18 protein-coding genes are annotated in these 19245 nt (G+C 52.4%); 10 read left to right on the top strand and 8 right to left on the bottom strand.

Annotation, left to right across the window (positions count from 1 at the left end; all coding sequences use genetic code 11):
- Positions 1 to 231: 231 nt before the first annotated feature.
- The 3 genes from NWE93_08975 to NWE93_08965 all read right to left on the bottom strand — a co-directional run bounded on the left by NWE93_08975 (position 232) and on the right by NWE93_08965 (position 2878).
- Entirely contained in the window at positions 232 to 711 is a 480-nt protein-coding gene (locus tag NWE93_08975; GenBank protein ID MCW4000360.1) for a hypothetical protein, read from the bottom strand.
- Between the two features lie 507 nt (positions 712 to 1218).
- A complete protein-coding gene (locus NWE93_08970; GenBank protein MCW4000359.1) occupies positions 1219 to 2052 on the bottom strand; it encodes a carbon-nitrogen hydrolase family protein in 834 nt (277 codons plus the stop codon).
- A gap of 10 nt (positions 2053 to 2062) precedes the next feature.
- On the bottom strand, positions 2063 to 2878 hold the full coding sequence (locus NWE93_08965; GenBank protein ID MCW4000358.1) for an NAD+ synthase: 816 nt from the start codon (positions 2876 to 2878) through the stop codon (positions 2063 to 2065).
- 124 nt (positions 2879 to 3002) lie between these two features.
- Here NWE93_08965 and NWE93_08960 point away from each other — a divergent pair, with 124 nt between their 5' ends.
- The 3 genes from NWE93_08960 to NWE93_08950 all read left to right on the top strand — a co-directional run bounded on the left by NWE93_08960 (position 3003) and on the right by NWE93_08950 (position 7123).
- Positions 3003 to 3266, top strand: a complete 264-nt coding sequence (locus NWE93_08960) for a hypothetical protein (protein ID MCW4000357.1) — start codon at positions 3003 to 3005, stop codon at positions 3264 to 3266.
- A 120-nt stretch (positions 3267 to 3386) separates the two neighbouring features.
- A complete protein-coding gene (locus NWE93_08955; protein MCW4000356.1) occupies positions 3387 to 6815 on the top strand; it encodes a DNA polymerase II large subunit in 3429 nt (1142 codons plus the stop codon).
- 131 nt (positions 6816 to 6946) lie between these two features.
- A complete protein-coding gene (locus NWE93_08950) occupies positions 6947 to 7123 on the top strand; it encodes a hypothetical protein (GenBank protein MCW4000355.1) in 177 nt (58 codons plus the stop codon).
- On the opposite strand, the gene NWE93_08945 is transcribed toward NWE93_08950, so the two are convergent.
- Complete coding sequence (locus NWE93_08945; protein MCW4000354.1) at positions 7120 to 7407, bottom strand: nucleotide pyrophosphohydrolase; 288 nt, start codon at positions 7405 to 7407, stop codon at positions 7120 to 7122. The genes NWE93_08950 and NWE93_08945 overlap by 4 nt on opposite strands.
- 356 nt (positions 7408 to 7763) lie before the next feature.
- Here NWE93_08945 and NWE93_08940 point away from each other — a divergent pair, with 356 nt between their 5' ends.
- Positions 7764 to 7934 carry a preprotein translocase subunit Sec61beta gene (locus NWE93_08940; protein MCW4000353.1) on the top strand — a complete coding sequence of 57 codons (171 nt, stop codon included), beginning with the start codon at positions 7764 to 7766 and terminating at the stop codon, positions 7932 to 7934.
- A gap of 12 nt (positions 7935 to 7946) precedes the next feature.
- On the opposite strand, the gene NWE93_08935 is transcribed toward NWE93_08940, so the two are convergent.
- Positions 7947 to 8243 carry a hypothetical protein gene (locus NWE93_08935; protein MCW4000352.1) on the bottom strand — a complete coding sequence of 99 codons (297 nt, stop codon included), beginning with the start codon at positions 8241 to 8243 and terminating at the stop codon, positions 7947 to 7949.
- A gap of 248 nt (positions 8244 to 8491) precedes the next feature.
- On the opposite strand from NWE93_08935, the gene NWE93_08930 reads away from it, so the two are divergent.
- A complete protein-coding gene (locus NWE93_08930) occupies positions 8492 to 10297 on the top strand; it encodes a DUF2070 family protein (protein MCW4000351.1) in 1806 nt (601 codons plus the stop codon).
- Here NWE93_08930 and NWE93_08925 read toward each other — a convergent pair.
- Together NWE93_08925 and NWE93_08920 are read right to left on the bottom strand one after the other, a co-directional pair.
- On the bottom strand, positions 10294 to 10833 hold the full coding sequence (locus tag NWE93_08925; GenBank protein ID MCW4000350.1) for a ribonuclease VapC: 540 nt from the start codon (positions 10831 to 10833) through the stop codon (positions 10294 to 10296). The two genes, NWE93_08930 and NWE93_08925, sit on opposite strands and share 4 nt — an antisense overlap.
- Positions 10830 to 11669 carry an NAD(+)/NADH kinase gene (locus NWE93_08920; GenBank protein MCW4000349.1) on the bottom strand — a complete coding sequence of 280 codons (840 nt, stop codon included), beginning with the start codon at positions 11667 to 11669 and terminating at the stop codon, positions 10830 to 10832. Before NWE93_08920 ends, NWE93_08925 begins: the two co-directional genes overlap by 4 nt.
- A gap of 213 nt (positions 11670 to 11882) precedes the next feature.
- On the opposite strand from NWE93_08920, the gene glgP reads away from it, so the two are divergent.
- The 3 genes from glgP (at position 11883) to NWE93_08905 (ending at position 15798) form a co-directional block, all read left to right on the top strand.
- Positions 11883 to 14048 carry an alpha-glucan family phosphorylase gene (glgP, locus tag NWE93_08915; protein MCW4000348.1) on the top strand — a complete coding sequence of 722 codons (2166 nt, stop codon included), beginning with the start codon at positions 11883 to 11885 and terminating at the stop codon, positions 14046 to 14048.
- A 1-nt stretch (position 14049) separates the two neighbouring features.
- Complete coding sequence (locus tag NWE93_08910) at positions 14050 to 15249, top strand: PAS domain S-box protein (protein ID MCW4000347.1); 1200 nt, start codon at positions 14050 to 14052, stop codon at positions 15247 to 15249.
- Between the two features lie 156 nt (positions 15250 to 15405).
- Positions 15406 to 15798 carry a translation initiation factor IF-5A gene (locus NWE93_08905; protein ID MCW4000346.1) on the top strand — a complete coding sequence of 131 codons (393 nt, stop codon included), beginning with the start codon at positions 15406 to 15408 and terminating at the stop codon, positions 15796 to 15798.
- A 47-nt stretch (positions 15799 to 15845) separates the two neighbouring features.
- On the opposite strand, the gene NWE93_08900 is transcribed toward NWE93_08905, so the two are convergent.
- Positions 15846 to 16052 (bottom strand): hypothetical protein, encoded by a 207-nt coding sequence (locus NWE93_08900; GenBank protein ID MCW4000345.1) that lies wholly within the window; start codon positions 16050 to 16052, stop codon positions 15846 to 15848.
- 491 nt (positions 16053 to 16543) lie between these two features.
- On the opposite strand from NWE93_08900, the gene NWE93_08895 reads away from it, so the two are divergent.
- A complete protein-coding gene (locus NWE93_08895) occupies positions 16544 to 17890 on the top strand; it encodes a signal recognition particle protein Srp54 (protein ID MCW4000344.1) in 1347 nt (448 codons plus the stop codon).
- A gap of 15 nt (positions 17891 to 17905) precedes the next feature.
- Positions 17906 to 19240 carry a tRNA pseudouridine(54/55) synthase Pus10 gene (locus NWE93_08890; GenBank protein ID MCW4000343.1) on the top strand — a complete coding sequence of 445 codons (1335 nt, stop codon included), beginning with the start codon at positions 17906 to 17908 and terminating at the stop codon, positions 19238 to 19240.
- The last annotated feature ends 5 nt before the right edge of the window (positions 19241 to 19245 follow it).

Below are 19245 nucleotides of genomic sequence, written 5' to 3'. Positions count from 1 at the left end.
CACAGTATTTCCCATGGATTTTTAAGGTTTGCGGTATCAAAATCACATCAAACTATGACATCACACATCACAGCCTTGCAGAAAGCCTCTTCAACGGTTGCGTTCATGCCATAAAGGAAGGCAGATTTGGGCTTATTTTGCTGATTTACCTTATATTCAGTCGAATTATTGAAGGTAATTAATACTTCAAAAAATGGCTACAAAAGATGGGAAAAAGTGTGATTTGTGACGTCACAAGAGCTCTTCTGATGGGCTAGAAAGCCGTTTTAGGCTCGTTTCAAGCTCCGTTCGGATGATTTCTATGACTTTTAGATGGTCTTTTAGTTCCTCTTCCTTGTTAGGCATGTCCTGGTGGGCCTCCACATATTCGTGCAGTTTATTTGCTATTTCGAGGTACGGGTCAAGAGTTGTGGTCTCAAAAACCCCCAAATATCCTAGAAGTAGCACTGTGTAGATGGATTTAATCACGTTTTCACGGGACTGTTTTAAAGTCCTATTAAACGATCCGCGGCTTATTTTTGCCTTCGTTAGGCGTAAGGCGGCTTTATCGTCGTACTTTAGCTGTTTGCCTGATATATTTTCGGCTAAAACGTCAATGAGCAACGTTTCAAGCTGGGTTTTAGTTAATTGGCTGTTTTTTGCCAGTATCTTTACAATGGGGTCATTTAATGCCCCATTTAACCATGCAGTTACGCCGTCTTTTAGCTTCAAATTAGCGCTTTCCTCCATATGCCAAATGGATACAGTTTTGTATACCTACCCTACTTTTTAACCTTTGCAAGGGCTCATTAGCCGACACATAGGAAGATTAACGCCTTTAAACAGCCTTTAAACGCCTAAATCGACCGATATTTTGCTTGTTTCACTTAAAGACGCAAGAATTTACACAGTTAACACAAATAGCGCTAAATTCCACGGTATTTGGACGGTCAATAACCCCTTAACTTTACACAAAAAATGCACTTTTGCAAAGCCCCCAAAAAAGCAACCGTGCATTTTTGACATATTCAGCAAAATAAAACACAGTTTTTCATCCCCAAACCAACATCAAAACACCGCTAAACCCCCAAAAAAGCCCCTGTGATACCCCAAAAAACCGTCGTGACGTCACCCCTCACAGCCAAATCACGGTGATTTCCCCATAAATCACTTGATATCACAGCCCTGTGATGCAGCTGTGATACCGAAAAACAACAAGTGAGCTTATATGTGACCTGCCTAAAACTGCTCCGAAAGCTCCCCAAGCTTACGGTAAAGCTCAGGCCGCAGATCCCTCAGCGTCGGAATAAAGGATTCAGCCGCACGCAGGTCCACAAAATCCGCCTCGCAAACCACAAAGTCCTCCTCATCATACTTTGCCCTAGCTAAGACGTCCCCTGTTGGGCTGACAAGTCGGCTTCCACCCCAGAACTGCATGCCATCCTCCAATCCGGCGAGGTTAACGTAGGCAAGATACGCCGTATTCTCCAGCGCCCTAGCAGCCGTGAGGATTTCAAAGTAGCTTCGACGCACCGCTGGCGAAGCAGAGATGCAGACAAGAAGCTGCGCGCCCATCAGTCGAGGCAGCCTAAACACTTCGGGGAAGAACACGTCATAGCATATCGTTAAGCCCACGGTGCCTAGCTTGGTTTTTATGGCGGCGGGCTGGTAGCCTGGGCGAAAATAACGTTTCTCTTCAAAGACGCTGTGGGTAGGCAGATACATCTTGCGGTACTTGCCAAGCAGCCCCTCTGGACCCACAAGGACAGCGGTGTTATAGATGGTTGCCTGCGCCTTCTCCGAGCGTTCAGCCATGCCAAAGATGATATGCATCTGCGTTTCCTTCGCCAACGCCTCTATCCGCTTTACCGAGGGCCCGGGGATGGGTTCAGCTACCTCGAAGAGAAGGTCATGGAGCACATAGCCAGTCAGCGACATCTCTGGGAAAATGGCGAGTTCAGCCCCCTCCTGTTTGGCGCGTCTTGTTAATTCCTCGATTTTGCTGAGGTTGGCTTCTTTGTTTTCTCTTCTACAGCTTATTTGGCAGAGGGCAAGCTTGATTTTTTCCTTCATCGCGTCCACTTCAGTAGGTGTGTCTTGGGAGCCTAAAATCGTTTGTGACCGTTCGATACCCCAGCTTAGGTGCCATTGGCAAACAACGCTTATGCTCGTTGGCTAGCCAGCGGCATTTAACTTGGTCCACGACTGCTCTGTCGAGGCTGAGTTGCTCAGCGATTTCCATCGGCGACATGAAGCGTTCCAGGCCATAGAGGATGAGGTCTAAGGTCTCGAATTTGATTTCCAGCTCCTCCTCGGCTTTTTGATTAGGCCAGAGCGCAGGCGTCGAGGGCTTGTAGGCCAGTTCCTTGGGGATGCCCAGATGCACGGCTAGCATGCGCACCTGGCTCTTGTAGAGATCAATGATGGGTGCTATATCGGCTGCGGCGTCGCCCCACTTGGTAAAGTAGCCCATCATAGTCTCGGATTTATCTGAGCTGCCGCAGACGATTCGGTTTTGCTTGTTGGCGTAGTAGTAGAGGAAAACCATTCGGGTTCGGGCTTTGATGTTTCCCTTGCACAGTCGATCGGTGGAATCGAAGATTGGGATGCTCTTGTAGGTGCCTTCCACTGCGGGGGTCATGTCGCAGATTTGGGATCGGAGCCCAAAGAGGTCAGCGACGGTTTTGGCGGCGTCGAGGTCTTGTTGGCTTCGGGTTTCCGCTTCGGGAAGCATAAGCGCCAAAACCCTGTTGCCTCCTATGGCTCTGCTTGAAAGAGCCGCTATGGTTGCGCTGTCCACTCCGCCGCTGAGCCCCAGTACGATGCCTTCGGCACATGCGTTCTCTACGCATTCTTTGATGAATCGGCGGATTCGGTTTTCCACCTTAGAAAAATCCATGTCTAACACAGCAGGCGTCAACTTCAAGGTACTACGCAGCCTCTTACAGTCAACGATAGTAGGCAAGTATTTAAGGACAAGCACAAATATTAATCAACACTACCAAAAATCGAAGGTTACTTGTATGGGGCGAAGAAGGAAAAAAGTTGTACATATTCCAAAGAAAAAGCTACCGAAATTCTTCTCTTGCCCAAGATGCGGAAAAGAAACCGTGTTGGTGGAGATCTTCCGTGAAGAAGGCGGACGCTCCATTGCCCAATGCAGCAGCTGCGGGCTTAAGGAGGAATTCACGGTTCGCCCCGCGCAGGGTGAAGTGGACGTTTACTGCATGCTAACCGACCGCGTTTACGGCAACCAGAAAAGAACGCCAGCAGCAAAACCCCAGTAGCTCTGGACGCCCTTTCTAGCATGTACATTTTCCGCCTTGTTGTTTCTTGACTTTTTCTCACTTGGCTTTAGGAAAGCCAAAATAAGGCTCCCTATCATATCTTGCCTGTGAGCTGTCGCTTTGAACATCAGTAAAGGCTACCAAAACTACCTTGACGCCCTAAACAAGGAGTTAATGCACATCTACCAAATCAGCGACAGCGCCCGATCCAAAGGCTTAGACCCCGCGCTTAAAACCGAATGCATCATCGCCCAAGACATCGCTGACCTCGTCGAGGGTCTGGTGGGACCCAAAGGCGTCGCAGTCAGCATCCGTGAACTCAGCAAAACCAAGCCCCGAGAAGAAATCGCCTTCGTAGTCGCCAAGGAAATCGCCCAGGGCAAATTCGCCCAAACCGACGAGGAGAAAACCGAGGAGAAGCTAGCTGAGCAGGCTATTCGTACGGCGCTTGCCATTTTCACTGAGGGCTTAACCGCTGCGCCCATCCAGGGTATCGCTCAGGTTAAGGTCAAGAAGAACGCTGATCAAACCCGTTATCTCGGCATATACTTCGCCGGTCCCATCCGCTCGGCAGGCGGCACCGACCAGGCTTTAACGTTGGTGGTGGGGGACTACGTGCGGCTTGCCCTCAACTTAGACGTGTACAAACCCACTGAAGAGGAAATCTCCCGCTTCGTAGAGGAACTGCGGCTTTACGAACGCGCCGTAGGCCGCTTCCAATATCACATCCCCGACGCGGAGCTCCGCAAAGCCCTAAACCTTGTCCCCGTCGAATGCACAGGCACCGAATCAGACCCCGTCGAGGTCTCCTCCTACCGCAACCTGGAGCGGGTTGAAACCAACCGCGTCCGCGGCGGCGCCCTACGCGTCATCAACGACGGCATCGTCGGGCGTGCACAAAAGGTGTATGTGGTTGTTGACAAGTTCGGCTTTCATGAGTGGGATTGGCTTAAGAGCTTCAAGAAGAAATCCGAGAAGAAATCTGGCGGCTTCATGGACGACGTGATTGCTGGGCGACCCATCTTTGCATTTCCCTCAACCCGCGGCGGCTTCCGCCTCCGATATGGCCGCTCACGTAACACAGGCCTCTCCGCCGTAGGAATCCACCCCGCCACCATGCTGGTCGTCGAGAGCTTTCTAGCCGCAGGCACCCAGATGCGCCTGGAGCTGCCTGGCAAAGGCGGCGTCACCATGCCTGTGGACAGCATCGAGAAACCCGTGGTGCTGCTTAAAGACGGCTCGGTTGTTCGGGTTTCGCTGGAGAACTTTGTTGATGTGAAGGGCAGGGTCCAGAAAATCCTGTTTTTAGGCGACATGCTTATTGACTTTGGAGATTTCCTCTACAGCAACAAGACGCTTCCGCCCTCAGGGTACGTGGAGGAATGGTGGAGCAAAGACCTGCAGAACGCCATTTTAGCCAAATATGGCGGCGACGCCTGCAAAGCCTCAGAAGCCTGCAAGCTCCCCTCCGACAAACTGGAGAACTTCATCTATGATCCCTTTAAGAACAAGCCCACCGCCAAGGAAGCCGCAGCCATAAGCCAAGTTTTAGGTGTGCCGCTGGCGCCAAACTGCATCTTCTATTGGACTGGAACACCCACGGTGGAGGATGTTTTGTGCCTCCGCAGGTGGCTGGGCAGCTGTGAGGTGGCGCTGCAGGATGGGTTTGCCTGCAAAATCACAGGTGAGCCGGACAGCGAGGCCTTAAAGGTGCTGCGTAAGATTTTTGCTCCCTACCGAATAATCGATGGCAAAGCAGTGATCATTGGCAATGACGCGGCTTCCTTAGCCTTCACGTTGGGCTATGGCACCCCACGCTTCACTGAGGACATGCAGGCTTCATCTGTGCTGGAGCTGCTGGCGGCGCTCTGCGGCGTGACGGTTAAGGATAAGGCACCTACCTACGTGGGGGGACGCATGGGCAGACCCGAAAAAGCCAAGCACCGCGAAATGAAACCCAACGTACACGTGCTTTTCCCCGTCGGTTTAGCAGGGGGCAGCCACCGGGACTTGATGGAGGCAGGCAAAAAAGGCCCCGTTTTTGTTGAGATGGTTAAACGCAAATGCCCCGAATGCAAAACCTACACCCGTAAAATCCAATGCGCCACCTGCGGCGGACCCACCTTCCCCGAGAAGGTTTGCCCCCGATGCGGCAGACCCCTCAAGGACAGCTACTGCGGCAGCTGCAAAGCCGAAGCCATCCTCTATCAGCGTCAACCAGTGAATTTCAAAGAGGTAGTGGAATCCGCCAGCGTCACCCTTGGCTATCAGGCTCCTAAGATGCTGCGGGGCGTGAAGGGCTTAACGAACCTTGACAAGACCCCTGAGATGCTTGAGAAGGGTATCCTGCGCGCCAAATACGACTTATCCGTCTACAAGGACGGCACCATACGCTTCGACGCCACCAACGCGCCGCTTACCCATATTACCCCCGCGGAAATCGGCGTTTCAATCGAGAAGATGCATCAGATGGGCTACCATGCCGACACCCACGGCTTACCCCTCACTGACCCCAATCAGGTCTGTGAACTTAAACTCCAAGATGTCGTTGTTCCCTGGTCGGCCGGAGAGTACTTTCTAAAAATCGCTGCCTTCATCGATGATTTGCTGGTGCGCGTCTACAAGCTGCCACCATACTATAACGTTAAGAAAGCCCAGGACCTTGTGGGGCACCTCATCTTCGGGTTAGCTCCTCATACCTGCGCCTGCATTCTGGGCAGAATCGTCGGCTACACCGACCGCAACGTCATCTATGCCCATCCCGTCTGGCACTCAGCTAAGCGCCGTGACTGCGACGGCGACGAAGACGCCATCATGCTGGGCTTAGATACCCTGCTGAATTTCTCAAGGATTTTTCTGCCTGCCCAAATCGGCGGCATCATGGATGCTCCGATTCTACTGATTCCAGTTTGCAACACCAAGGAGGTGCAGCGGCAAGCCCACGACTTCGATGTCAGCGCATCTTATCCGCTGGAGTTTTACCGTAAATCCTGGGAAAAAGGCGAATCCCGAACCGTCAGCGCCTTCATGGATACCATTAGCCACCGCTTGGACACTGAAGCGCAGTTTGAGGGGTTCCAGTTTACCACGCCCTGCACCAACATCAACTTGGGCAACGCTAACAGCAGCTACAAAGAATTCAAATCCATGATAGATAAACTCAACATGCAGCTTGAGCTGGGAGAAAAAATCGATGCCGTAAGCGCTAAGAGCGTGGCGCTAAAAGTCCTCAACACCCACTTCATGCGTGACATCGCAGGCAACCTCCGCGCTTTTTCCACGCAAGGATTCAGATGCAGATCATGTAACAGGAAATTCCGCAGACTCCCCTTATCAGGTAAATGCCCAACTCCTAATTGCGGCGGCCAACTAACTCTCACCGTTTACCGCGGCGGAATCGAGAAGTACCTGGATGCGGCGCAGCAATTGGTCGACAAGTATGGCTTGCCGAATTATTACACGCAGCGCATGGACCTCATTAAAGAGGAGCTTGTCTTGATGTTTGATAACAAAAAACCCAAGCAAGCCAAGCTTTTCGATTTTGGTTAGCTAAACCTTTTCTACCTAACCGCACAATCAATAATCGGTGATGAGCCATAAAAGACACATGGCACCCCAACGCTTACCTCAAAAGCATCCGCAACGTCCACAGCGGCTTAGCTGCACGAACCAAGATCCTGGTGCTGCTGGACAATCAGGGCCAAAACGCAACTAAACTTGCCCTGCAAAGCGGCTTATCCTACAGCGTAGTTACCCATCACCTGCGGCTTTTAAGTTGCGAAGGAACCGTCCAGCGCAGAGGCAATCGTCGCTATGTTTGGCTCTCGACGGGTCTGGGGCAGAGGCGACTGGGCTAAAACGTGCATCCGCAGGGGTTCTGGCCGCATTTGGGGCATCGATGAGGATACTTGTCTAAGGCGACTTTCTCAAGGTCTATGCCCATGATGTTTGCCAGCGATGCCAGCCAGGCGATGACGTCGGCGAATTCTTTTTCGGTGGCGGCTCGGTCGCTGCCTTTAAGTTCCTCGCCTAACTCCGCGACTTCATCTACTAGCCAATTGTAGGTGCCTTCGATTCCGCGTTCGCTGTCGCGTTTATAGTAGAGTTGCTTCATCATTTCTTGGAATTCACGTATCTGCACTGGTTTCACCGAAGAGACTGGTGTTTGGCGGTATTAAAGGGTGTACGCATTGTTTTTTGTGGGTTTTGTTGATGCTTTTGTATACGGAAGCTGATGTATGAAAAAACTATAGACCCAAAGCAGTCAAAGAGGACGTGCTGTTGCTCTGCCAATCTATCCCCCCCTCTATTTATAGTATCCACGTTTTCGGCAAAACCTCACATGTGCCTACTCTTTCACCATAAAGTCTGCTGTGACTTCTAATTGGCTATAGCTGGATTTGTGAATTCAGCAGTTGTTTTCTATCGGGTTGGCATAACATTAATTAGTTAAAATCGGCACTTAGGCTGGTATCAACATCTTTGGATGCGACCTCTATGGGTATGAGAAAACGAAAGAAAGACTCCGGTCCAATGCCTGCTGCAAGCGCAGGGCTGCTGCGGTTCTTCGAGGAAGAAACCGAAGGCATCAAAATCCGCCCTGAACTTCTCGTAGGTATGGCTGTGACTTTGATTGTTGTGTCTGTTTTAGCAAAAATCTTCTTCTAAAACCTTTATTCTTTATCCTCTTCTGGGCGCCGCGGGCGGATGGAGAACTTCTATTCTTTGAACCGAGTTTAGGTGCACAAAAAGCTCACTGCGCTCCTCTCGGCTAGCTACCTGCGGAATAGGCTGCGCTATGGTTGAGCGAAGCACGATGGCGTCCGCGTCGGAGAGCCAAATTCCCGATGGCTGATTTGTAACTGCGGCTAATGTGCCTTCAAATCCATATGCTGGATCTAAAATTACCCGGATTTTTTTTCCGATGTTGCGTTCCAGCATGTTATAGATTGACGGCGGCAATTCTTGCTCTGGCATAGATAGGACTTCAGGGAATAGTAATGATGGGCTTCTTTGCATAAAACGGTATCTCCTCGCGGGTATGGTGCTTTTTTGGGTTGAAGCAGCAAACCTCCGCTTTTTGGCCCTTGTTTTTGCCGTTTTTATGTTAAAAAAGGGTTGCTTGCCTGTGCTGTTATAGAAAATCCTGTAATTAATGACAACCCAAAAGGTCCCTGTAAGCTAAATATTAATAGGGCTATCCAATTCCATAGTGAAGACACGCCATGGAGCCCGACCGTTCCCTTAACAGCTCAATCGACAAAGCCAAAAAACACTACTCCTCCCTATTCTCCCTGCCCACCTACCGAAACTCCCTGCTAGCCATCGCCGCCATCTGCCTGGCAGGCGTCACCCTCACTGCATTGCCCTTTTTGTCTCCCCTCTACAGTTTAGCGCTGGGCATCCTCACACTCGCCGCCACCCTAATAGCCGACTCGACAATAAGCAAAGTTATCCTAAAAGACGACCCCATCTTTAACACGCGGCGAACCTCCGTGGTGTCGTTTACCTGCTGGTTAATCTGGATTGCTTTGCTGGCAGTAGGCACAGCTTTAGGCTTCTTTTTAGGTGGGCTGCTATGGGTTAAGCTTGCCCTGATAGGCTTTGGAGCGGTCCTTACCCTGCGTTTTCTAGTGCTCTCGTCGGTGGCAACCGGCGGCGCATGGCGGCAAATCGCCGCGGCAATCCTCCAGCCCCTCCTAGTCATCGCTGCTTTCCTAGCCCTTTGGCAAGTCTCCATCCTTGAGGTTTTACCCCTTTTACCCTTCATCATCCTTGCCCCCGTAATCAGCTACGCAGCCGTCTACCTGTTCCTGCAATCGATTAATCGTCTGGGAAAAAGCAGCTACGGATTACCCGCGATGCCGCTGTTCCGCGCCTTTATCACCAACTGGGTCACGGATGCAAACGCACCGCTGGAGACATACCTTGAAGAGATGGGTCAAGACGCCGACATCGATGTTACCCTGCTTAAATTCGATGCCTCTAAACCTAAAGCCGCCATCATCATGCCGCTTGTGCATCCGGGTCCATTCAAGAACATAGGCAGCAGCCTTTTGCCGTCGCTTCTAAAGCATGGCTACGAGGAGCAGTATGGCTGCAGCGCCTGCACGCCCCTGGGCATATTGGGCCATGAACTTGACTTAGCCTCGCAGGCTCAGAACCAAAAAATCATTGCTGAAGTGCTCTCCAAAGCCAAGTTTAAAGCCGCCTCCGACTTAGCCTCCCCCTTTTTGGTGGCAACCGACGGCGCCGCAACCGCCAGCTGCCAAATCTTCGACAACACCGTCCTTATTGCCTTCTCGCTGGCACCTCAAACAACAGAGGACCTGCCACAGGAGCTGGGACGCCTCGTCACAGAGGAAGCCAACCGCTATGGCTTTGAGCATGCGGTCATCGTTAACGCACATAACTGCCTTGGCGAAGTCGACGACACCGCCCAGCACGTTGACGAGCTTAAGCGTGCCGCCTTCAAATGCCTGCTTAAAGCCACCGCAGAAACCAAAAAGCCGTTTCAAGTCGGCTCCGCAACCGTGTACCCAAAGGAATTCACCCAGAAGCAGGGCATGGGAACAGGCGGCGTAACCGCAGTCGCCGTTGAGGTTGCGGGCCAAAAAACCGTGTATGTGGTGCTTGACGGAAACAATATGGTGCCGCATCTGCGCGAGAAAATCCTCTCTGCCCTATCTGAATCAGGGTTTGATGCAGCCGAAGTCTTCACAACCGACACACATGCCGTAAGCGCCCTGTCCACGGGCAGCCGCGGTTACCATCCCCTCGGCGAAGCCATCGACCACCAAGCCCTCATAGGCTATGTTAAACAAGCCGCCCGAAACGCCGCCGCCGACCTGGAAGATGCTAAAGCCGGCTGCATCCAATTCACTGTTCCAAACGTGCGGGTTATCGGTGAAGAACGCTTAAAATCCATAACTGTCCTGGTGGATGAAGCCATCGCGAAAGCCAAACGCGTCGCGCCCCCAGTTTTCGGCGTGGAGGGGCTGCTTTTGATTCTGCTTTTGCTTCTCTTTTAGGTTTGAAGTTGCCGTTTTGGTTTGCGTTTAAGGGGGGTGCCGCAGATTTGGCATTCCTGAAGTTTGCTTGTGCCGGGGTACTGTTTGTGGCAGGCGGGGCAGTAACGTATCCACTCCAGCATCCGCTTGATGCCATAGGTGGAGCGCGACGAGAACTCTACGCCCACTTTGACGGCGACGTTTTGGATGGAGTAGTCGTCGGTTACGATTTGGGGCAGGTAACCCTCGGCTTTAAGCTGTAGCGCCAACGCTAGCAGCTGCATGTCCGCCTCTGAGAGTTTATGTGCATCCCCCACTTTGCCCGCCGAAGCCTCCGCGGCATCTCGGTATTGCTTGCTGGGCTCTTGGATTCTGACTTTGCCGCTTTCCAAGGCAGCCTCAAAACGCATTTTCACCATCGAGTCACGCCTGATTTCCTCCACCACCGCCGGCGCAGTCACCAGCAAGTCAGCTGAGGCGAAGGGGTCAAAGCCGCCGACAAACGCGGAGGTATCCAGGACCGTTATGCGAGGCTGATTTGGGGGTTGCGTGCTCATTCGGTTCCCTTAAAGAGCAGCCTATTGCGGAGTCTATCATAAAAGTTTGCTTCAAAACGGATAAACGACGTTACGTTTTGGGAGCGGGTTACCTTCACCGTTAACTCGTCGGTGCATACGGTTTTGCGGTAGCTGCCATCAATCATAACTAGCATCTTTTCGGGGCGCAGCACATTAAACGTTAAGGTGGAATCCGCGGGGAACACCAGCGAATGAAAAACAGTCAGCGAACAAATCGGGGTAAGCACAAACGCGTCGACCTGCGGGTCCAGCACTGGTCCGCCGGCGGAGAGCGAGTAGCCTGTGGAGCCGGTTTGGGTGCCGATGATTAAGCCGTCTGCTTGGCATTTCAGGATGGGTTTGCCGTTCTTGCAGATTTGGGCGTAGAGAATCTTGGAGGGCTCACCAGTGGAGATGACAACGTCGTTTAGGGCGTCGGGAAGCTGCTCTTTGCCGGCTTGAACCGCCATCTTGGCGGATTTCTCGATGCGAAAATCGCCCTTCAGGGTGCGCTCCACGGCTTCGCAGGCGCATTTAGGCTCCACCTCGGTTAAGAATCCCCTTACGCCCATGTTGACTGCAAGGATTGGCGTGTCGGGTTTAGGGATGTTTATGGCGGTGCGCAGGATGGTGCCGTCTCCGCCGATGGTTATTATGAAGTCAGTTTGCATCTTGCTAAGTGGAACAAAGCGTTCTTTGCTTGAAACGATGCCGGCAAGGGTATCTTCTATGTAAACCTCCAAGCCCTTCTCTGCAAGAAACTCGGCTAGCTCTTCAGCGAGTTGTAACGCAGGCTTCTGGTCGAAGCGGGCGATTAACCCAACGCTTTTGAACACTTTTCCACCGCTTTGTAATTAGCGTGAACCCATTAATCTATATTAACGTTCGCGGAGGCAAAGCGCCATCTATCTTCCAGACCCCCCTAAAACGCAGCTATAATCGAAAGAAACATCTTTTATTTAGTTTCGGCACTATCTTACTGACGTTAGGGGATAAAGTTTCGGCGCGTGCCCCTAACTTGGCTTCTAAAAACCCACGAGGATACCCAAGTGACGGCTGAAGGTTACAGCGAAACCAGATTATCGGTGATTCCTCCACGAATCGGCAGACTATTCGAGCTAGCTAACAATCTGTGGTGGAGCTGGAACGAGGGCGGCCGCCAGGTTTTCCGCTCGCTAGATTATGCTCTTTGGAGAACCAGCGGACATAACCCCGTTAAGCAGCTGCGGACCATTGATCCCCAGAGGCTGGAGGCGGCTGCGCGTGACCCCGCTTTTCTGGAGCTCTACGATGCGGTGATGCAAGAGTTTGACGCTGAAATGTCCCGACCGCCCCAGTGGTGCGGCCAAACCAGCCCCGATGTGCCCAAAGGACCCATTGCCTATTTCTCCGCGGAGTACGCCATCCACAATTCCCTACCCATCTACGCGGGTGGCCTTGGCGTTTTAGCCGGCGACATCTGCAAGGAATGCTCTGACCGCAGCTTGCCTCTAGTGGCGGTGGGGTTCATGTATCCTCAGGGTTACTTCCGCCAGCGCATCTCCGCGGAGGGCGAGCAGCAGGAAGATTACCTTCAAATCGACTTCAACGATGCACCCATCAGTCCCTGCGCCTGGCCCTATGGCTGCGGGCCCCTTATCCCCATTGACCTCGCTGACCGCCAGGTCTACGTGAAGGTTTGGCAGGTGAGAGTGGGTAGAGTAAACCTGTATTTGCTTGACACCAACGTCGAAGAAAACACGGAGGCTGACAGAACCCTCTCAGCGCGCCTCTACACCGCCGACCAGGAAGAGCGGCTTCGCCAACTAATCGTGCTGGGCGTAGGAGGCGCTAGGACGCTGCGGGAGCTGCATATTGAACCCGTGGTTTGGCATGCTAACGAGGACCACACCGCCTTCATGATGCTTGAGCGGTTGCGGCTTGAACGTGCACAGGGCGCCTCTTTGGAGCAAGCCATCGAAAACGTCCGAAGCTGCACGGTCTTCACAACCCATACACCTGTCCCGGCTGGCCACCACGTTTTCAGCCTCTACCTGATGGACCGCTACTCCCGCAACCTCTGGGAGCCACTGGGCATCGACCGAGGCACCTTCGCTAGGCTGGGGCAGTATCCGGGGCTGGATAATGATAGGTTTAACCTCACCGCGTTTGCTTTCCGGCTTTCCAGCCGCTCCAACGCCGTGTCTAAGCTGCATGGGGAAGTCACGCGGCGGATGTGGCAGGTGCTTTGGCCCAGAAAAACCGCTGAGGAAGTCCCGATTCTCTCTATAACCAACGGCGTGCATCTGCCGGCTTGGCAGGCCCCCGAGATAGGCGCGCTCTGCGAGAAATACCTCAGCCCTGATATGCATAAGCGGCAGGACAGCCAAGAGTACTGGGACTGCATCGACTCTGTACCTGAGCAGGCGCTATGGCAGCTGCGCCAAACCTTGAAGAGCCGCATGATGCTCACTGTCCAGGATCGCGCGCAGAGGCGATGGACGCATGGTTCAGCGGCGCCCCAGCAGTTAACCGCCATGGGCACGATGCTGGATCCCTACGCCTTAACAATCGGCTACGCGCGTCGATTCACCGAGTACAAGCGACCCTACCTGCTCCTCGCGGACATGGAGCGCCTAAAACGCATCATCACCAACCCCGAGCGGCCCGTGCAGATAATCTTCGCAGGCAAATCACACCCGGCTGATTACCAGTCAAAGCTGCTGCTTAAGAGGGTGTATGAGGTTGCGCTTGACCGGGGCTTTCAGGGACGCATCGCCTTCATCGAGGACTACGACCTCAACTTGTCACGTGATCTTGTCCGAGGAGTCGACGTGTGGCTCAATACGCCTAAGCGGCTGCAGGAGGCATCGGGAACCAGCGGCATGAAGGCTTCGCTTAATGGCGTTGTGAACTTCAGTGTCCTTGATGGATGGTGGGCAGAAGCCTACAACGGCAAAAACGGCTGGGCCATCGGGGACTTTACGGTGCCCCGCGAGGAGGAAGACCGAAGCGACGCCGAATCCCTCTACAGTCAACTCGAAAACCAGATCACCGCCCTCTACTATGAACGGGACCGACGAGGCATCCCCAACGGCTGGATAAGCGCCGTGAAAGAAGCCATAAAAACCGTTACGCCCAGATTCAACACCTGCCGCATGATGAAGGAGTACACTACCCAAATGTATCTGCCTGCCTCCAAACAGGCAAACCCCAGCCCAGAGGAGAATGAATAGGATGGAAACATCAAATTTGGCGCAGTTCTACTTTGATTTAGCCGACGTCTTTTTAGTCGCCGTCAACAGCAGAGAAGTCGTTGTTGACGTAAACAAGAAAGCCCTTCAAATTCTAGGCTACCCCAAAGGCGAGGTTGTCGGCAAAAACTGGTTTGAAAGCTTCGTTCCCGCCATCAAGCGCGCTGAGGCCAAACGGCTTTTCCATGACATGCTGGGCGGTACGCTTCGCCACGTGCACTACGAGCATCCAGTCGCCGCCAGAAACGGCGAAGAAGTCGTCTTTAACTTCCATAACGTTTTAGTTACCGACACTGACGGCACTGTTATTGGGGTTTTAAGTTCAGGCGAAGATGTTACGGCGCGGTCAAGAAAGGTGTGGTCTCAAAATGAAGTTGAGAATCGCCTGCAGGTAACCTTGGATTACATGATTGAGGGCTACCAGATAATCGATTATGACTGGCGCTACCTCTACGTAAACGACGCTGCCGCTAAGCAGGGACGCAAATCCAAAGAGGCGCTTTTAGGCTACACGATGATGCAGGTTTACCCCGGCATCGACAAAACCTTACTTTTCAGTTACCTGCAAAGCTCCATGACCAACCGTATTTCGCATCAAGTCGACAACGAATTCACCTATCCCGACGGCTCCAAAGGCTGGTTTGAACTCCGAATCGAACCGATACCTGAAGGAATCCTGATTCTGTCTTTGGATGCAACTAAGAAAAGGGATATTGAAACCGAACTCAGCAACTATAGGGGGCGACTTGAAGAGGTCGTGGCGGTCCGAACCTCCGAATGCGCCAAAATAAACGAGCAGCTCTCGTTGGAGGTTGAGGAGCACAGAAAAACCGTGGAGGGCCTCAAGCTCCGAGCCGCCGTCCTGGATAACACGTTGAACGCGATTTTTCTGGTTAACACCAAAGGCGACTTCGCATACGCCAACGACGCGGCGTCGAAGGCCTACGGCTATAGTGTAGATGAGTTCTTGAACCTAAACATCGCTGCTTTGCTGCCGCCCTCGGATGCCTCATCCGTGAAGGATCTGCTGAGCCGCATCATGTTAAGGGGGCAGGCGAATCTGGAGATGGTTCATCTGCGCAAGGACGGAGCCAAACTCCCCGTGAAGCTGGCGTCTAATCTGGTGAAGACCGAGCATGGCCAATTTATCCTCTTTGTGATACAGCGCCTCTACCACCGCTAGCGGACTTTCTCATTCTCTGCATTTTTGCTTTTTTAAACGTAAAAATCTCTGGTATACAACACGCCACTAAGTCACTTTTACGCGGGCGTGAACCTTAATCTATATATGGGTGTAATTAGGAATTGCATTAAATAGAATCTTTACTGTGGTGAGTGTATGAGCAAACCAGTAGACGTCGGAGAACTACGCGTTGGCGGGTACATGATGATTGAAGGCGAACCCTGCCGCATCGTTGACATAGCCAAATCTAAACCAGGCAAACACGGCGCAGCCAAAGCCCGCATCGTCGCAATCGGCGTATTCGATAACCAGAAAAGACAATTCGTTAAACCAGTGGATGCAGGCGCAGAAGTCCCCATAATCGACAAGCGCCCAGGCCAAGTCTTCGCAGTTAACCCAACAGGCGTCCAAATCATGGACCTAGAAAGCTACGAGTACCTCGACGCCCCCTTCCCAGAAGAGGAAGACCTAAAAGCAAAATTGACCCCGGGCACCGAGATAGAGTACTGGAAGATTCTGGGCAAAGTCAAAATCGTCCGCGCAAAGTAACCGCTTTCTTCTGCGGCTTTCTTTTCCATTTAGTCAGCTTTGCTTTTTTAGCTCCACCATTTCCAGCCGAGCCGACTGAAGGCAACGTAGAGCGCCAACAGCAAGATTCCCCAGCTTAGCGGGATACTGGCAACGAACAATATGAGGTTGCTCTCCAGCGGCAGGTAAGTGTAGCTCGCCCAGAAGCACAATGCAGCTATCCCTACTAGTAACAATACAAATATCGATGCGTGGATTACCCGCTCAGCGCCCAACACTTTTCACCTATAAAGAAGAGTTAAGGGTTGCTGCATTAAAATTTATCCAAACCAACCACAAAAGTTGTTGCCGTTGCTTTCTGATGTTTGTGAGTCTATTAGCCGCCTAATGGTTAACCTATGAAGAAAACCTGAAGAGGGGGAGGGAGGTAGTGGTGGAGCAGCAGGCGCCGCTTCTTTGTCTCTATAAATAGAGGGGGGTAGGTCTTTGGGAGCAGCAGCAATCGCCCCAAAATGCACTTTTATGGTGAAGCAGAAACCGCGGCTCTTCACAGAAAGAAAAAACAAACAACCTGCCAAAGTTTATGTTCTAGCATGGCGCTTTTTTGGTGAAGCCAATGATGCATGAAGAGCCGTCTGAATTGTGAAGAACGCTAAATGGGGAATTATTTATCCTGAGGCTTCAACCCCGCGGATTCAGGTTTAAACGTTGCTTTGTTGTGTAATCTTTATCTAAAAGAACAATAAAGTGATAGGCGGAGACCCAGATGGCACTAGACAAGCTCAGTTCCTCATTAACCGACGCTATTAAGAAACTGTTCAAGGCAGGCGTCGTCGACGAAGCAGCAGTGAAGGAACTTGTCCGCGACATACAGCGGGCGCTTCTGCAAGCAGACGTAAACGTTCAGCTAGTGCTCCAAATCAGCAAAAACATCGAGGAACGCGCCCTTAAAGAAAAGGTTCCCCCAGGCGTCTCCCGACGTGAACACGTCATCAAAGTAGTCTACGAGGAACTCACCAAATTCGTAGGCGACAAAGCTGTCCCCCTTAAAGTGGAACCCGGCAAAAAGAAAACCATCATGCTCGTGGGCATCCAGGGCTCAGGCAAAACCACCCACGCCGCCAAACTCGGGCGGTACTTCCAGAAACGCGGCATAAAAGTCGGCTTAATCGCCGCGGACACCTTCCGCCCGGGCGCCTACGCCCAGCTTCAGCAGCTAGCCACCCGCATCAACGTGCCTATCTTCGGCGACGCCAAAGCTAAGGATCCCGTTAAGGTGGCTAAAGAGGGCTTTAAGCAGTTTCAGGACCGCGACCTCATAATCGTGGATACCGCTGGCCGCCATAAGGAAGAAAAAGACCTTATTAAAGAAATGAAGGACATCGAGAAGGGCATTCACCCCGACGAAATCATCATGGTTATCGACGGCACCATCGGGCAGCAGGCGCTGGCGCAGGCAAAAACCTTCCATGAAGCCACCCCCATCGGCGCAATTATCGTCACCAAACTCGACGGCTCCAGCCGTGGAGGCGGCGCACTCTCCGCAGTCGCAGCCACCGGCGCACCCATCAAATTCATAGGCACCGGCGAGAAAGTCGAGGACATCGAAGCCTTCGTGCCCAGCCGCTTCGTGGGGCGCCTGCTTGGCATGGGAGACCTTGAGACGCTGCTGGAGAAGGTGCATGACGCCGAAATCAAGGTTCCCCAGAAGAAGGCCAAGGAGATCCTCAGCGGCAACTTTACCCTAACTGACATGTACGAGCAGTTCGCGGCAGTCAAAAACATGGGTCCATTCAGCAAAGTGATGAAGATGCTGCCGGGTATGTCGGGTTCAAACATTCCTGATGACATGTTAAACACCGCGGAGGGCCGATTGGACACCTGGCAGGTTATCATCCAATCTATGACTCCTGCGGAAAAAGAGAATCCGAAACTGCTTAATTCCTCTCGTGCACGCCGCATCGCACGGGGCAGCGGAACCAGCGAGAAAGAAGTCAAGGAACTGGTTAAACAGTACTTTAACATGAAGAAGATGCTCAAGATGTTTAAGCGCAAAAAGAAGCTGCCGTTTGGGCTGGGCGGAAAAGGCGGCATGCCGATGGGCTTAGGGTAAATGTAGGTTACTGCGATGGATGTTTTAGAGAAAGCATACGAGTTACTCAGTAAATACCCGCTTTGCGACCACTGCTTAGGCCGCCAATTCGCACAGCTGGGCTACTGCATGGAAAACAACCTCCGGGGAGCAGCCCTCAAAGTCAGCCTCGTCATGGCAGCTAACGATTTAGCCACGCAGCAGGCATCGGAAGAAGGCATTGAGCGCCTTAGGGTCTTAGCATCCAACGGCTTCTGTGACGCCGCCAAAAAAACGCTTGAACACCTCAAAAAAAGCGTCCCCACAGAGGCCGCCGACGCCAAATGCCACCTCTGCGACGGCAAATTCGCTCAGGTTGAAACTTTAACCCAAAAAGCCCTCGATGCACTCAAAGAATACGAATTCAAAACCTTCCTAGTCGGCATCGAGTTGCCCATCGCCGTCGAGGAGCGGGAGGATGAATTCAAAGGCACTCAAAACATCAGCTACGGCGAAAGCATCCGCCACGAATTCGGCAGAGTCTTCGGTAAAGCATTGGCGAAGGCAACAGGCAAAGAAGCCGAGTACCTCACCCCCGAAGTGGTTCCAGTCATCGATCCATTCCAGGAAAAAGTCAAAGTGCAAATTAACCCGCTTTTTGTAGGCGGCAGATACCGCAAACTCGTCCGCACCATTCCCCAGTCTGAGTGGTTCTGCTCCAGCTGCCATGGCAGAGGCTGCGAGAAATGCGGCGGCACAGGCAAACTTTACCCTGAATCAGTGGAGGCCTTCACGTCTAAGCCGCTGCTGGAAGCAACAGGCGGCGAAGAATCGTTTTTCCATGCCTCCGGCAGAGAAGACATCGATGCGCGTATGCTGGGTTCAGGCAGACCCTACATCGTGGAGGTTTCTAAACCCAAAAAACGCGCCGTTGACCTCAAGGTGATTGAGCAGGCAATCAACGCTGGCGGCTTAGGCAAAGTTGAGGTTTCCGAGTTGCATTTCGCCACCAAAGATGATGTGCGGCACCTAAAGAAGGGGGAGGGCGCCCAGAAGGAGTACCGTTTACTGGCTGAATTCGAACATGACCTCACCGACGAGGGCTTGCGTATGATAGAGGAGAAGCTCACGGGGGCATTGATAAAGCAGCAGACGCCTCTGCGTGTTGTGCATCGCCGCGCCGACATTGTGCGGGAAAGGTACATATATAAGCTTGAAGTTAAGAAGGTGACGCTTAAGAGAGCTCTGCTCCTAATTCGTTGTCAGGGCGGACTCTACGTGAAAGAATTGGTGTCTGGAGATGAAGGACGTACAGTACCCAACGTGTCGGCTTTGCTCGATAACCCAGCGAAGACGCTTAAGCTTGACGTTCTCAACGTAATCATGGAATAGGTGAA

The organism is Candidatus Bathyarchaeota archaeon (assembly GCA_026014735.1).
Classification (GTDB): domain Archaea; phylum Thermoproteota; class Bathyarchaeia; order Bathyarchaeales; family Bathycorpusculaceae; genus Bathycorpusculum.
This window is presented reverse-complemented; position numbering and strand designations above follow the sequence as displayed.